Origin of the sequence: Microbulbifer sp. CAU 1566 (genome assembly GCF_023156515.1) — a bacterium.
Lineage (GTDB): Bacteria > Pseudomonadota > Gammaproteobacteria > Pseudomonadales > Cellvibrionaceae > Microbulbifer.
Map to the genome: position 1 here is coordinate 1,104,910 of NZ_JALNMG010000001.1, position 14,192 is coordinate 1,119,101.

Genomic DNA, 14,192 nt, shown 5'->3' on the forward strand with positions numbered 1-14,192 from the left:
CCCCTCCGCTAAAAACAACAATAGAGGGGGAACCGCCGTGAAAACACCCATGGCCCAACGTCTAGGTGCACCAGTTCTGCCAGCCTGGCCTGGTATTCTCGCGCTTCTCCTTCTTGCGCTCCTCGGCCCGGGCACTGCACTCGGGTTTTCAGAAGCAAATCACAAAAACCTCTCGCGTGAATCGGTGCAGTATTTTCAGTACCGCTGCGACCCCAAACAACGCACCTGGTGGGCAGACCCCATTATCGTGGCCCGGGGTTCTGTGGGAGAAGACACGTATCTGCGACCAAGCCGCCTGCTCAACTGGCATTTTTACAATCCGGACACCAGGCTAAAACGTCAAAAGCTTGGGCTCGCAAACCCGACCCCGGGCCTGTACCTGAAGAACGCAAAAGAAAAGATTAAACGGGCAATCCATGCGAGGAATCCCGAGATGCTTTCTGATGGTCTGGGTGACTTTTCCCACTACATTCAGGATATGGCGAATCCATCGCATATAGCGCCTCATTTTCACGGAGGCAGCAAAAAGGATCAGTTCGATATTTACCCGCTGCCGATCGAGCCTGCACTTACTCTGGAGTTGTGCAATGCTGTTGAAGCCAAGTATCTGGAGCTGTACCAGGGCAATTACCCTGCTGTTGATGTGGATGATCTGGATCGGCTGATTGAGAAAACTGCCCGCAGCACCCTCTTACAAATTCAGAAAACCTATAGCGCGCACATCAACGGTAAAAAGGCAGTCAGACCCTGGACAGATTTCTGGTTGAAATCAAAAAACGGTGAATTTCGTGAATACACGGAATCGGTGCTCGGGAACCGTTTTGGCAAACCGCGGATTAGTGCCAATACACATGCACTAAACGATAAATGCCTTTGCCAACTAGATTACCCCTGTCTTTTCGAAATACAGGCGAAGGATTACGAAGAGTTTGCCATTACACAATCAAACCTGGCGATGACGAACACTCTGGTAGCGCTGCGCCTTTTATCCGATATTTATAACCAGCAGGTAGAAATGCGGTAACCGCTGAGATCGGCGGGCATGGCCTTAGGTCAGTGCCCGCCTAGCGGCCAAGAAACGCCAGGAAGCGCGTTTCGAGCGCGTCCGCCATATCCGCCCGTCCCTTTGCCCGCAGTATTTCGATAATGCACTCCACCGTACACAGCCCACCATCGCGCTGATTGCGCCGCAGGGTAAATTGCGATGGCCGCTCTGCCGCCAGCTCAACGCTCGGCAGTGGCTTCAGGTAAGGGCTGCGATTGAACATTTTGCGCGCTTCCTGCCAGGTGCCATCCAGCAGAACAAAGGTTTCACACTCCGCCAGGCTCAACGCAGACGCTGCTTCCCCGGGCATTTCACTCTGGGGATAGACCAGGCCACAGCCCGGCTGCTGCAGCGTCTCCAGCAACCCGGGATCGGGCGCTGTGCGCTGCCACACTAACCGCCGGACCGTAGCCCCTGTATCTCCTTCCAGCGCCAGCTTCCCGGTATTCGTGGGACGCTCCAGCTCGCGCTCGTGAGTGAGGAGAATGATCTGCACGCTAGTGGGATTGCAGGGCGCGGGTGACGTCCAGCATGCGGTTGGCAAAGCCCCATTCGTTATCGAACCAGATCAGGACCTTGACCAGCCTTCCGCCCGCGACCCGCGTCTGACTGGCATCGACGATGCCGGAGCGGGGGTCGTGGTTGTAGTCGCAGGAAGTCAGGGGCTCTTCGCTGTAGCCGAGCACGCCGGAAAAGCGGCTTTCCGCTGCGGTTTTCAGTACGGAATTGACTTCGGCCTGGGTAACGGATTTTTTCAGCTGCACCGAGAGGTCGATGGCGGAGACGTTTACCGTGGGCACGCGCATGGCCTGGGCTTCGAATTTGCCGGCCATGTCGGGCAGTATGCGCTCGATGCCGCGGGCGAGGCCTGTGTCCACCGGAATGATGGAGGAGATGGCGGAGCGGGTTTTGCGCAGGTCGGTGTGGTGGTAGGCGTCGTTTACCGGCTGGTCGTTCATCGCGGAGTGGATGGTGGTGATGACGCCGGCTTCGATGCCGAAGGCGCTTTCCAGGGCGGCGATGACGGGGATGCTGCAGTTGGTGGTGCAGGAGGCGGCGGAGATGATGGTCTCCTGGCCGGTAAGCGCGGTGTCGTTGACGCCGTAGACGATGGTGGCGTCGACGTCGCTGGTGGCGGGCTGGGAGAAGATGACTTTCTTGGCCCCTGCCTTTAAATGCAGTTCGGCGCGCTGGCGTTCGGTGAAGCTGCCGGTGCATTCGAGGACTATGTCGACCTGGGGGTTGCGCCAGTCGAGATTTTCGAGGTCCCGGTGATGGGTGACGGCGATCTGGTCGCCGTTGATGTGCAGGGTTTCGTTGTGCACGGCGACATCGCCGTGGAAGCGGCCGTGTACGGTGTCGTATTTGGTGAGATGGGCGATGGTGGTGCAGTCGGCCAGTTCGTTAATGGAGACGATCTGCAGTTGGTCGCGCAGGTTGGATTCGTACAGGGCTCTTAATACAGAGCGACCTATGCGGCCGTAGCCATTGATGGCGAGTCTTATTGGGTGGTTGGGCATGCATTCCTCGGGCTAACTCCACCGCCTTCGGGTTTGCTCTGTTCCAGTGCGGTGGCGGGCAGGCCCTGGAGACGGGTTTTCAGGACCGCTGTGAATACATCCCTGTACGCTTCGCCGGCAACATCCCTGTTGCCGACGATCCTGAAAACCCGTCCCCAGCACCTGCCCTTCTATTCAAACCACAGTGCTTCGACTTGTGGCCCGTTGTTACTTCAGCAGTCCTTCAACCGCTTCCACAACTTTCTCGGCAGTGATGCCAAAGTGCTTCATCAGATCACCTGCCGGTGCAGATTCACCGAAGGTGTCCATGCCGATGATGGCGCCGTCGAAGCCGACGAACTTGTACCAGTAGTCCTTGTGGCAGGCTTCTACGGCAACGCGGGCGCGCACGGAAGCAGGCAGTACAGACTCGCGGTAGTCGGCGTTCTGGGCGGAGAAGGCTTCGGCACAGGGCATGGAGACGACGCGTACTTTGCGGCCGGACAGTTGTTCGGCGGCGGCGGTGGCGAGTTCTACTTCGGAGCCGGTGGCGATGATGATGGCTTCGGGTTCGCCGTCGCAATCGCGCAGGATGTAGCCGCCTTTTTCGATCGCTGCCAGCTGCTCATCGGTGCGCGCCTGCGGGGCCAGGCCCTGGCGGCTGAAGATGAGGGCGCTGGGGCCGTCGCTGCGGGATACGGCCATTTTCCAGCTCACTGCGGATTCGGTGGCGTCGCAGGGGCGCCAGGTGTGCAGGTTCGGGGTGGAACGCAGGGCGGTGAGCTGTTCTACCGGCTGGTGGGTGGGGCCGTCTTCGCCGAGACCGATGGAGTCGTGGGTGTAGACGAAGATGACTTTCTGCTTCATCAGCGCGGCCATACGCACGGCGTTGCGGGCGTATTCCATGAACATCAGGAAGGTGGCGCCGTAGGGGACGAAGCCGCCGTGCAGGGCGATGCCGTTCATGATGGCGCTCATGCCGAATTCGCGCACGCCGTAGTAGAGGTAGTTACCGGAGGCATCTTCCGCGGAAACGCCTTTGGAGCCGGACCAGATGGTGAGGTTGGAGCCGGCCAGGTCGGCAGAGCCGCCGAGGAATTCCGGCAGCAGTGGGCCGAAGGCGTTGAGGGCGTTCTGGCTGGCTTTGCGGGAAGCAATTTTCTCGCCGTCGGCCTGGCACTGTTTGATGTACTCATCGGCCTTGGCGAGGAAATCTGCCGGCAGTTCACCGCTCATGCGGCGCTCAAATTCGGCCGCCAGTTCCGGGTGGGCTTCCTGGTAGTCGGCGAAGATGTCTTTCCACTCGTCTTCCTGCTCGGCGCCTTTGGCGCGGCCATCCCAGGCGTGGTACAGGTCTTCGGGGATCACGAAAGGCTCGTGCTTCCAGCCCAGGGTTTCGCGTACCAGGGCGATTTCTTCGTCGCCCAGCGGGGCGCCGTGACACTCTTCACGGCCCTGCTTGTTGGGGGAGCCGAAGCCGATCACGGTTTTGCAGCAGATGATGGTGGGCTTGCTGGTTTCTGCGCGGGCTTCTTCAATCGCGGCCTTGATCGCGGCCGGATCGTGGCCGTCGACGTTGGCAATCACGTGCCAGCCGTAGGATTCGAAACGCTTGGGCGTGTCGTCGGTGAACCAGCCTTCCACTTCACCGTCGATGGAAATGCCGTTGTCATCGTAGAACGCAATCAGTTTGCCCAGGCCCAGGGTGCCGGCCAGGGAGCAGGCTTCGTGGGAGATGCCTTCCATCAGGCAGCCGTCGCCGAGGAAGCAGTAGGTGTGGTGATCCACCAGCTCGTAACCTTCGCGGTTGAACTGGGCCGCCAGTACTTTTTCTGCCAGCGCAAAGCCCACCGCGTTGGTGATGCCCTGGCCCAGGGGACCGGTAGTGGTCTCAACGCCCGGCGCATAGCCGTACTCCGGGTGGCCCGGGGTTTTGGAGTGCAACTGGCGGAAGTTCTGCAGCTCGTGGATGGACAGGTCATAGCCTGTGAGGTGCAGCAGGGAATACAGCAGCATGGAACCGTGGCCATTGGACAGCACGAAGCGGTCGCGGTCCGCCCACTCGGGGTTGGCCGGATTGTGTTTCAGGTAGTCGTTCCACAGCACTTCGGCGATATCTGCCATGCCCATGGGCGCGCCGGGGTGGCCGCTCTTGGCTTTCTGGACCGCGTCCATAGACAGGGCGCGAATGGCGTTGGCCTTTTCTGTGCGAGACGGAGTAGAAGACATAGGGAATTCTCGGTTTGGGGATCTTCGGTTCATCAGATGCGCTGCGGACCCGACTCTGGTGGCCAGTTTGCCGCTGTCGCCAATTGCCCGGCTCGATCTGAACCGGCGACAAATCGGGGGGCGTATTTTCCCGTAATCCCCCGCCCGGCGCAAAGCCTGTCGGTTCAATTCTCCGCTTGAGGCAGCAACATTTTCCTAACAAAGCACAATCTTATCGATCCTGCGTGGATTAGTTACATCTGCATCAAACTATTTCGATGCACCTTAATCAAAAAATTTTGATATAGCTCGCGTGCACTGCTAGACTCCCCGCCATGCTTGACTCCCGCAATACCACTGCTGACCGTGAAAGTCACGACAGCGACCAAATTCCGCAATTGGCAGCGACCCTCAAGGCCGCTGGCGACCCGCTGCGCCTGGAGATATTGCGCCTGCTGGCCCAGGACTCCTACAGCGTGCTGGAGCTGTGCCGCATCTTCGACCTGCGCCAGCCGGCCCTGTCCCACCACCTCAAAGTTCTGGCCCAGGCGGAGCTGGTGAGCAAGCGCCGCGAGGGCAATAACCTGTTTTACCGCCGGTCCGTGGGCAACGAACTGCTACAGCAGTTGTTCGCCGGCCTGGACCAGTTGCCCCTTGCCGATGCTCGCGCCGAGACCGTGGCGCAGATCGCCGCCGAGCGCACCGAGGCGTCGCGGCGTTTCTTTGCGGACTACGGCAATCGCTTCCGCGAGCAGCAGGAGTTGATCGCCAGTTATAGCGTCTACGGCCCCCAGGTAGCACAGCTGCTGAAACCCGGGCGTCACGCGCTTGAGGTTGGCCCCGGTGAAGGGGAGTTTCTGGAGGAACTGGCGAGCCGTTTTGGCACCGTGACCGCTCTGGATCTGTCAAAGACGATGCTGGAACGGGCGCAGGCATTTGCCGACGATAAAGGTCTGCAGAATATCGAGTTCGTGTGCGATGACACCCGCGCGGCAGCGGCCCGCCCGGAAAGTGCGGACTGCATTGTGGTGAACATGGTGCTGCACCACACACCGGAGCCGGCGCAGATTTTTCACGATTTACAGCGCTCCCTGAAAGTGGGCGGCCAGTTGTTGATTACCGAGCTGCACGACCACACCCAGGATTGGGCGCGGGATGCCTGCGGCGACCTCTGGCTGGGATTTGCACCTCAACAGCTGGTTGAGTGGGCTGCAGATGCAGGCCTGCAGAAAGGCCGCAGTGAGCACAGCGCATTGCGCAATGGATTTCAGATTCAGATTCAGGAGTTTGTTAAGCCCTGATTATTCAGGACTTGATCCTTATTAAGTTTTGCACTCCGCCAGCAGCGGAAAAAGGAGCGCTTCGGCGCAAATGGAGAAATCACAATGAGTGAATACAGCATCTTTACTTCGGAATCCGTTTCCGAAGGCCATCCGGACAAAATTGCCGACCAGATTTCCGATGCGGTTCTGGACGCCCTGCTGGCACGCGACAAGAACGCCCGTGTTGCCTGTGAGACCCTGGTAAAAACCGGCATCGCGGTCATCGCCGGTGAAATCAGCACCTCCGCCTGGGTCGACCTGGAAGACCTGGTGCGCAAGGTGATCACCGATATCGGCTACACCTCTTCCGACGTCGGCTACGACGGCGAAACCTGCGGTGTGATCAATGTTATTGGCAAACAGTCTGTGGACATCGCCCAGGGCGTTGACCGGGTAAAACCGGAAGACCAGGGTGCCGGCGACCAGGGCCTGATGTTCGGCTACGCCACCGACGAAACCCCGACCTTCATGCCCGCCCCGGTTTACTACGCCCATCGCCTGGTAGAGCGCCAGGCAGAAGCACGCAAGTCCGGCCTGCTGCCGTGGCTGCGCCCGGATGCCAAGAGCCAGGTCACTTTCCGCTACGACGAAAATGGCAAGCCCTGCGCGATCGATGCCGTGGTTCTGTCCACCCAGCACAGCCCGGAAGTCAGCCAAGAAGATCTGCGTGACTCGGTGATGGAACTGATCGTGCACCACGTGCTGCCCGCGGAACTGCTGCACCAGGACACCAAATACCACATCAACCCGACCGGCAAATTCGTGATCGGCGGCCCTGTGGGCGACTGCGGTCTGACCGGCCGTAAAATCATCGTCGATACCTACGGCGGTTCCGCCCGCCACGGCGGTGGTGCTTTCTCCGGCAAGGACCCATCCAAGGTGGACCGCTCCGCTGCTTACGCCGGCCGCTACGTGGCAAAAAACATTGTGGCCGCGGGCCTCGCCAGCCGCTGTGAAATCCAGGTGTCCTACGCCATCGGCGTGGCCGAACCCACCTCGGTTTCCATCAATACGTTTGGCACCGGCAAGGTGAGCGACGAACGCCTGATCGAACTGGTACGCGAAAACTTTGATCTGCGCCCCTACGCCATCTCCAAGGCGCTGGACCTGCTGCACCCCATGTACCAGCTCACTGCTGCCTACGGCCACTTCGGTCGCGAGCCGTTCGAGCACACCTACAAGTGGGTCGACAGCAACGGCAAAGAGCAGACCGAAACCTTCACCGCCTTCCCCTGGGAAAAAACCGACAAGGCGGAGACCCTGCGCGCACAGGCAGGTATTTAATTGAAACAGGCGGGCCACAAGCCCGCCCAAAACGCTTGGCACAACCAACGCGAACATTCAGAAAATTTAGGTAACAAACCCGATGAGCACCGAATTTAAAGACTTCAAAGTAGCCGACATTTCCCTCGCCGACTGGGGCCGCAAGGAAATCGAAATTGCCGAAGGTGAAATGCCAGCCCTGATCACCCTGCGGGAAAAATACCGTGCTGCACAGCCGCTGGCCGGCGCCCGCATCATGGGCTGTATCCACATGACCATCCAGACCGCGGTACTGATCGAGACCTTGGTCGCCCTGGGCGCGGAAGTACGCTGGTCTTCCTGCAATATTTTCTCCACCCAGGATCACGCGGCCGCTGCCATCGCTGCCAGCGGTATCCCGGTCTTCGCCTGGAAGGGCGAAACCGAAGAAGAGTACGACTGGTGCCTGGAGCGCACCATTGGTGCCGACGTGGCCGGCTGGCAGCCGAACATGATTCTCGACGATGGTGGCGACCTCACCGAGCTGCTGCACCGCAAGTACCCGGAACTCCTCGATGCGGTACACGGCATCAGTGAAGAGACCACCACCGGCGTACACCGCCTGCAGGACATGCTGAAAGCGGGCACCCTGAAGGTTCCGGCGATCAACGTGAACGACGCGGTGACCAAGAGCAAAAACGACAACAAGTACGGCTGTCGCCACAGCCTGAACGATGCCATCAAGCGCGGCACCGACCACCTGCTGTCCGGCAAAAAAGCGCTGGTCATCGGTTACGGTGACGTGGGTAAAGGCTCCGCCGCTTCCCTGCGTCAGGAAGGCATGATTGTTAAGGTGACCGAGGTCGATCCCATCTGTGCCATGCAGGCCTGCATGGACGGCTTTGAGCTGGTGTCCCCCTATATCAACGGCATCAACGACGGCACCTCCGACTGCATCGATCGCGAGCTGCTGGCGAAAACTGATCTGCTCGTCACCACCACCGGCAACGTCAATGTGTGCGATGCGCACATGCTGGCCGCACTGAAGTCCGGCGCCGTGGTGTGCAATATCGGTCACTTCGATAACGAGATCGACACCGCGTTTATGCGCAAGAACTGGGAATGGCAGGAAGTAAAACCGCAGGTGCACAAAATCGTGCGCAATGCGGCAACCAACGATCACCTGCTGCTGCTGTCCGAAGGCCGCCTGGTCAACCTGGGCAACGCCACCGGCCACCCCAGCCGCATCATGGACGGCTCCTTCGCCAACCAGGTGCTGGCCCAGATTCACCTGTTCGAAGAAAAGTTTGCCGACCTGCCGGCGGACCAGAAAGTGTCCGCACTCTACGTCAAAGTGCTGCCGAAGCACCTGGACGAGGAAGTGGCCAAGTACATGGTGGAAGGCTTCGGCGGCGTGATCACCCGCATGACCGAAGACCAGGCCAAGTACATTGGCGTATCTGTAGACGGCCCCTACAAGCCAGAAAGTTACAAGTATTAAAAAAACCTCACGGCCGGCCGCAACGTCCTCATGCGGCCGGTTGCCGAGGGAATGGAACAGAACAATGAGTGATTTACGTATCAGCTTTGAGTTTTTCCCGCCCAAGACCGAAGAGGGTCGGGACAAGCTTTACAATACACGCGAGCAACTGCAGGCGTTCAATCCGGAATTTTTCTCGGTAACTTACGGCGCTGGCGGTACCACTCGCGATACCACCGTCAATATTGTCACCAGCCTACGCAAGGACGGTATCTCCATTGCACCCCATCTGTCGTTTGGCGGTGACAACGAAGAGATCGCGCTGGAACTGCTGAACCGCTACAAGGAAGCCGGTGTCGATCGCATTGTCGCCCTGCGCGGCGATATGCCCTCCGGCATGGGTTCCGTAGCCCAGCTGGTATACGCCAATGAATTGGTGGCCTTTATCCGCCGCCACACCGGTGATCACTTCCACCTGGAAGTGGCGGCCTACCCGGAAATCCACCCGGAAGCCGAGAGCTACGACGACGATATCCGCTTTTTGAAAGGCAAGTTCGAGGCCGGTGCCAACAGCGCACTGACCCAGTACTTCTACAATCCGGATGCCTACTTTTATTTCCTCGACCAGTGCCAGAAGGCCGGAATCGACGCGCCCATTTATCCGGGCATTATGCCGATCACCAACTTCACCAACCTGGCGCGTTTCTCCCGCAACTGCGGCGCGGAAATTCCGCGCTGGTTGAAGTACCGCATGGAAAGCTACCGCGATCCGGAAGACGTGAAAAAGCTCGGCCTGGAAATCGTGACCGACCTGTGTGAAACCCTGCTGGAAGGTGGTGCGCCGGGATTGCACTTCTACACCATGAACCAGGTGGAACCCACCGCGAGCATTCTGAAGGCGCTAGAACTGGGGTAACCGGGGTAGCTGGGGTAACTGGCGACAAAGCTGACTGGTAACCGGGAGACCTCCGCGAAAATCCCGGTAACCGCGATAGAAAAGGGGCAGACTGCCCCTTTTTTTGCTATCTAAAGAGACATAAAAGCCTAATGACACGGATTCGTTTATGGCCGACCGTCCTCTTGTTCCCGCGGACCAGATCCTCAATGAGCTGACTTTCAAGGCGCTGATTCTCGGTGCCCTGCTCTCTGCGGTGCTTTCCGCCGCCAATGCTTATATCGGCCTGCTGGTCGGTCTCACCGTCTCCGCCTCTATTCCCGCCGCCGCCACCTCCATGGGCATACTGCGGCTGTTCCGCCGCTCCACCATTCTTGAAAACAACATGGTGCAGACCTCCGCCTCCGCCGGCGAATCCCTGGCGGCGGGGATCATCTTTACCATGCCGGCGCTGGTCATGATGGGAGCCTGGAGCGGATACCACTGGAGCACCCTGACCCTGATCGGCATTCTCGGCGGCCTGCTCGGCGTGGCCTTTACCATTCCCCTGCGACGGGCGCTTATTGTGGAAACCGAGCTGGCATTCCCCGAGGGTGTGGCCACTGCGCAGGTGTTGAAAACCGGCGGTATCCAGACCGACAAGGATCACCCCGAATACCGCCCCAACGAGGAGGCCAAGCGCGGCCTGCGCCTGCTGTTGCGCGCCGCCGGGCTCGGCGGCCTGATCAAGCTGCTGGAATCCGGCGTCGGCCTCCTGGCCGGTGGCGTTGCTGCCACCAAAAGCTGGTTCGGCGGCCACTGGTTGTTTACCGGCAACATCACCCTCAGTCCGGCACTGCTCGGCGTGGGTTACATCGTCGGGCTAAACGTGGCCGTGCTGGTTTTTATCGGCGGGGTGATCGGCACCCTAATCGGCGTGCCGCTCAACTGGCTGGTGAACGGTGAAGAGCTGCGCCAGCTCGCCGGCGTCAGCGGCGATATGAGTAGCTGGAGCGCACAGGATTGGGACAACCTCGCCAACGCCTCCTGGCAGCAGTGCCGGCGTATCGGCGTGGGTGCAATGATGGTCGGGGGCGTCTGGTCCCTGATCACCCTGGCGCGGCCGCTGGTGGACGGGGTCAAGGCATCGCTGCGTGCACACCGTCAGGCCAAGGCGGGCCAGGTACCCCTGCGCACCGAGCAGGACATGCCGATTCCCTATGTCAGCCTGCTGGTATTGTTGTCCGCAATACCGCTGTATTTTATTTTCCTGCACGCCCTGGAGGGTTTCCCAAGCCGCTACGGGATTGCCGCCATCATGTCGGCGCTGATGCTGGTGCTGGGATTTATCTTTGCCTCGGTGGCCGGTTACATGGCGGGCCTGGTGGGCTCCAGTAACAATCCCATCAGCGGTGTCACCATTGCCACGGTAATCGTCTCCGCGCTGATCCTGTTGCAGCTGATGGGCAACGACGGCATCGCCGGGCGACTCGGCCCCATCGCGGTGATGTACCTGGCAGGCATGATCTGTTCCGCCGCGGCCATCGCCGGGGACAATATGCAGGATCTCAAGTGTGGACACATTCTCGGTGCCACGCCCTGGCGCCAGCAGGTATTCCAGATCATTGGTGTCGTCGCCGCGGCCGGCGCCATTCCACTGGTGCTGTCGATTCTCGACCAGGGCTACGGCATCGGCCGGGTGAGCCCGGTCAACCCCAGTGCAACGCCATTATCCGCACCCCAGGCCAGCCTGATGCGCGACCTGTCCACCGGAATTTTTGGTGCGGGTATCGAATGGAACTATATCTTTATCGGCTTTGGCCTGGCGGTGCTGCTGATCGCGCTGGACCAGATCCAGAAAAAACGCGAGGCGGAATTCCGCTTTCCGGTGCTGGCGGTGGCCGTCGGTGTTTATCTACCACTGGGGTTATCGATCCCGATCTTCCTCGGCGGCCTGCTGGCACACTGGCAACGCAAGCGCCGCCAATCCAGGGGGAAACCCAAAGAAGCGGAAGGCGATGGTTTGCTGCTGGCCTCGGGCCTGATAACCGGCGAGGCCCTGATGGGGGTTATCGTAGCGGTGCTGGCGGTCAGCGCACCGGGCAAAGTGCCCTACATCGGCGACTTTGCCCTGGCGCCCTGGCTGGGGCTGGGCGGGCTCGCGCTCTGCTTCTGGTACCTGGCGAAAAAGGGCTAGGGCTACTCGGGCCTAGCAATACCCGGGGCAGGAATCACCCGGTTATCAGGGATGTGCGGGCAGCGTTTTCTTTTCGCGATTCAGCTGAACCTTGACCGGCTTGCCGTCAAAATCCAGCACCCGCACCACCAACCTGCGGTTCTGCTCCCGCCCTTTCTGGGTGGCGTTGTCCGCGACCGGATCGGAATCCCCGAGCCCGGCAGCCTCCACTCGCTCTGCGCCAATACCGCGCTCCAGTAAAAACTGCTTCACCCAGTCAGCGCGCCACTGGGACAATTTGCGGTTTTTCTCCGGGTCGCCGGCGTTGTCCGTGTGCCCTTCCACCGCGATTTTCAGCGCGGGAAAATCCCGCATGATGACTAACAACGCCTCAACATCTCCCAGGGTTTCCATTTTCGGCGCGAAACCACCGGGCTCGAAATCCACTCGCAGCAAAAAAATCTCGCCATTTTCCCGCGACTGCCCCATCAGGTAGCGCACCATATCGTCCCCGAAAGGCGCCGCCTGGCGCGCCGCAATCTCACCCAGGCCATTGCTGACCAGTTCCCGCGGGTCGAGGGTGTATTTTTTGGTGGGATCTGGACAGCCAGTCAGGAAAAGGCTCGGAATCATCATTGCCGCAAGCAGCCCCGCGGGGCGCCGCCAGAAAACAGACATATTGCCAGCTCCTCTGTGCTAGTTCAGTCGAACCTGATTGCAGTGGGACCTGAATGCGCCACCCCTGTATCAATTTCGACAGTGCAGGCATTGTAGGGCCCCACCTGTCCATTCACGCATAAATCGCCGCTGCCGGGGAACGCTGGGCGAAGCCGGCTATTTCTGAGATGATCGGAAGCACCTTAATCTTTCAACATTACCTTTCCACAAGGCTTGAATCTCGCGGGAGCTCGCCATGGGCAAAAAATCACTCTCCACCGTCGGCGCCACCCTGTGCCTGGCCGCGCTCATCCACAGCAGTGAACTCACTGCCCAACAGATTGTGACCGTAGACCCGGGCGATGCCTGGCTGAATGCCAGCGATGGCTATCAGGAAAAAGTCACCTGGCGGGTGGCGAGTAAAGGCGGCGCCGCCTCTCCCCGCGGGGTTTTCGTCAACCTGGACAACAATCAGGAACTGGCGGTAGTGGATCAGATTCTGGAGTTCAGCGGCGACCGCGGGGAAGTCACTGAAGTGGTGCAGATTTCAGCCAGCCAGGCTCGCAGCTGGCACGCCAAGGGTGTGCGCCGGGTCGGCTACCGCCGGGTGTTCGCCGGTGCTGCCGGCAGCCTCTCCAACCACATTCTGTTCGACCTCAATGCCAGTGGCCGCCTGGCCCAGGTAGAGGCTTCACCGCCTAACCAGACGGTCAGCAGTAAATCCCGCAGCATGATGATGGCGTGGAATCTGGGCAGTGACCTGGGAGACATTCGCGCCTACTCGGCCAGCGGACAATTTCTGGTGGGAGACAGGGTGGTCTATGAAGTGGCGGAGCCGCTGATCGCGCAAGCGGGAAAACCCATGCGCGAGACGGTCGAGCTGCCGCCAGGGCTGGTCAGCGAGCTGGTGGCCCAGGGTATTTACCAGCTGCGCTACACCCGCACCTTTGTCGACGACAAGGATACCCGTCGCAGTGCGTCGGTGGATGTTCGTTTAACCCAGTAATGCACCGGGCTCAAAAGTAGTCCAGCAGCAACTGCATATCGTGAATCACCCGTGCGCCTTCGGCTTCCAGCTGGCGGCTGCGCACGCCGTTGTGGCTGTATCCGATCACCGGCATCCCTGCCGCTACCGCGGCTTTCACTCCGGCAATGGAATCTTCCACCACCAAGCAGTGCTCCGGTGCTATATCAAACTGGCGCGCGCTGTGCAGAAACAGGTCCGGCCAGGGCTTGCCGCGCCCGACGTCATCGGCGCTGAAAATGCGCCCGTCAAAGTATTCCCACAGGCCGGTTTTATTCAGGGTGATCTGCATCTTTGCGTGAGGGCCGGAAGAGGCGACACAGGTTTGCAGGTCGGTGGTGCGAAGTTTTTCCAATACCTCGTGAATACCCGACACCGCTTCCAGCTCCGTGTGGAAGGCTTCGCGAATGCGACTTTCGGTCGCATTGAAATAAGACGGCGGCAGCGGCCCGCCATAGCGGGTTTCGATATCGACAATACAGTCCTTTGACGGGCGGCCGCTGAATTGCTCGTCCAGCTCATCCGCCGTTGCCGGCATCCCCAGCTTGGTCATCTCCTCCGCCAGGACCCGACATACAATACTCTCACTGTCTACCAGCACCCCGTCGCAGTCAAAAATCACCAGGCGGGTTTCGAATTTTCCGTGTGCCATCAAACTTCCTACA

Annotated in this window: 12 protein-coding genes; 7 read left to right on the forward strand and 5 right to left on the reverse strand. The window is 59.8% G+C overall.

Annotated elements, in window-relative coordinates; genetic code table 11:
- The first annotated feature begins 37 nt into the window (after positions 1–37).
- Entirely contained in the window at positions 38–1,024 is a 987-nt protein-coding gene (locus tag M0G74_RS04630; RefSeq protein ID WP_248215086.1) for a hypothetical protein, read from the forward strand.
- 40 nt (positions 1,025–1,064) lie between these two features.
- Here M0G74_RS04630 and M0G74_RS04635 read toward each other — a convergent pair whose 3' ends face one another.
- From M0G74_RS04635 to tkt, 3 genes are all read right to left on the reverse strand, one after another.
- The gene (locus M0G74_RS04635; RefSeq protein ID WP_248215087.1) at positions 1,065–1,541 is read right to left on the reverse strand and encodes a DTW domain-containing protein; all 477 of its coding nucleotides are present in this window, start codon (positions 1,539–1,541) and stop codon (positions 1,065–1,067) included.
- A 1-nt stretch (position 1,542) separates the two neighbouring features.
- Positions 1,543–2,565 (reverse strand): type I glyceraldehyde-3-phosphate dehydrogenase, encoded by a 1,023-nt coding sequence (gap, locus tag M0G74_RS04640; RefSeq protein ID WP_248215089.1) that lies wholly within the window; start codon positions 2,563–2,565, stop codon positions 1,543–1,545.
- Between the two features lie 207 nt (positions 2,566–2,772).
- Complete coding sequence (tkt, locus tag M0G74_RS04645; RefSeq protein ID WP_248215091.1) at positions 2,773–4,773, reverse strand: transketolase; 2,001 nt, start codon at positions 4,771–4,773, stop codon at positions 2,773–2,775.
- 314 nt (positions 4,774–5,087) lie between these two features.
- On the opposite strand from tkt, the gene M0G74_RS04650 reads away from it, so the two are divergent.
- The 5 genes from M0G74_RS04650 to M0G74_RS04670 all read left to right on the forward strand — a co-directional run bounded on the left by M0G74_RS04650 (position 5,088) and on the right by M0G74_RS04670 (position 11,867).
- A complete protein-coding gene (locus M0G74_RS04650; protein ID WP_248215092.1) occupies positions 5,088–6,053 on the forward strand; it encodes a metalloregulator ArsR/SmtB family transcription factor in 966 nt (321 codons plus the stop codon).
- A gap of 84 nt (positions 6,054–6,137) precedes the next feature.
- Positions 6,138–7,358 (forward strand): methionine adenosyltransferase, encoded by a 1,221-nt coding sequence (metK, locus tag M0G74_RS04655; protein WP_248215094.1) that lies wholly within the window; start codon positions 6,138–6,140, stop codon positions 7,356–7,358.
- A gap of 82 nt (positions 7,359–7,440) precedes the next feature.
- On the forward strand, positions 7,441–8,817 hold the full coding sequence (ahcY, locus tag M0G74_RS04660; protein WP_248215096.1) for an adenosylhomocysteinase: 1,377 nt from the start codon (positions 7,441–7,443) through the stop codon (positions 8,815–8,817).
- Between the two features lie 64 nt (positions 8,818–8,881).
- Positions 8,882–9,712, forward strand: a complete 831-nt coding sequence (gene metF, locus M0G74_RS04665) for a methylenetetrahydrofolate reductase [NAD(P)H] (protein WP_248215098.1) — start codon at positions 8,882–8,884, stop codon at positions 9,710–9,712.
- A gap of 148 nt (positions 9,713–9,860) precedes the next feature.
- On the forward strand, positions 9,861–11,867 hold the full coding sequence (locus M0G74_RS04670; RefSeq protein WP_248215101.1) for an oligopeptide transporter, OPT family: 2,007 nt from the start codon (positions 9,861–9,863) through the stop codon (positions 11,865–11,867).
- Between the two features lie 45 nt (positions 11,868–11,912).
- Here M0G74_RS04670 and M0G74_RS04675 read toward each other — a convergent pair whose 3' ends face one another.
- Positions 11,913–12,524 (reverse strand): OmpA family protein, encoded by a 612-nt coding sequence (locus M0G74_RS04675; protein WP_248215103.1) that lies wholly within the window; start codon positions 12,522–12,524, stop codon positions 11,913–11,915.
- Positions 12,525–12,759: 235 nt separating this feature from the next.
- On the opposite strand from M0G74_RS04675, the gene M0G74_RS04680 reads away from it, so the two are divergent.
- Positions 12,760–13,509 (forward strand): hypothetical protein, encoded by a 750-nt coding sequence (locus M0G74_RS04680; protein ID WP_248215104.1) that lies wholly within the window; start codon positions 12,760–12,762, stop codon positions 13,507–13,509.
- Between the two features lie 10 nt (positions 13,510–13,519).
- Here M0G74_RS04680 and M0G74_RS04685 read toward each other — a convergent pair whose 3' ends face one another.
- The gene (locus M0G74_RS04685) at positions 13,520–14,179 is read right to left on the reverse strand and encodes an HAD family hydrolase (protein ID WP_248215106.1); all 660 of its coding nucleotides are present in this window, start codon (positions 14,177–14,179) and stop codon (positions 13,520–13,522) included.
- Between the last annotated feature and the right edge of the window lie 13 nt (positions 14,180–14,192).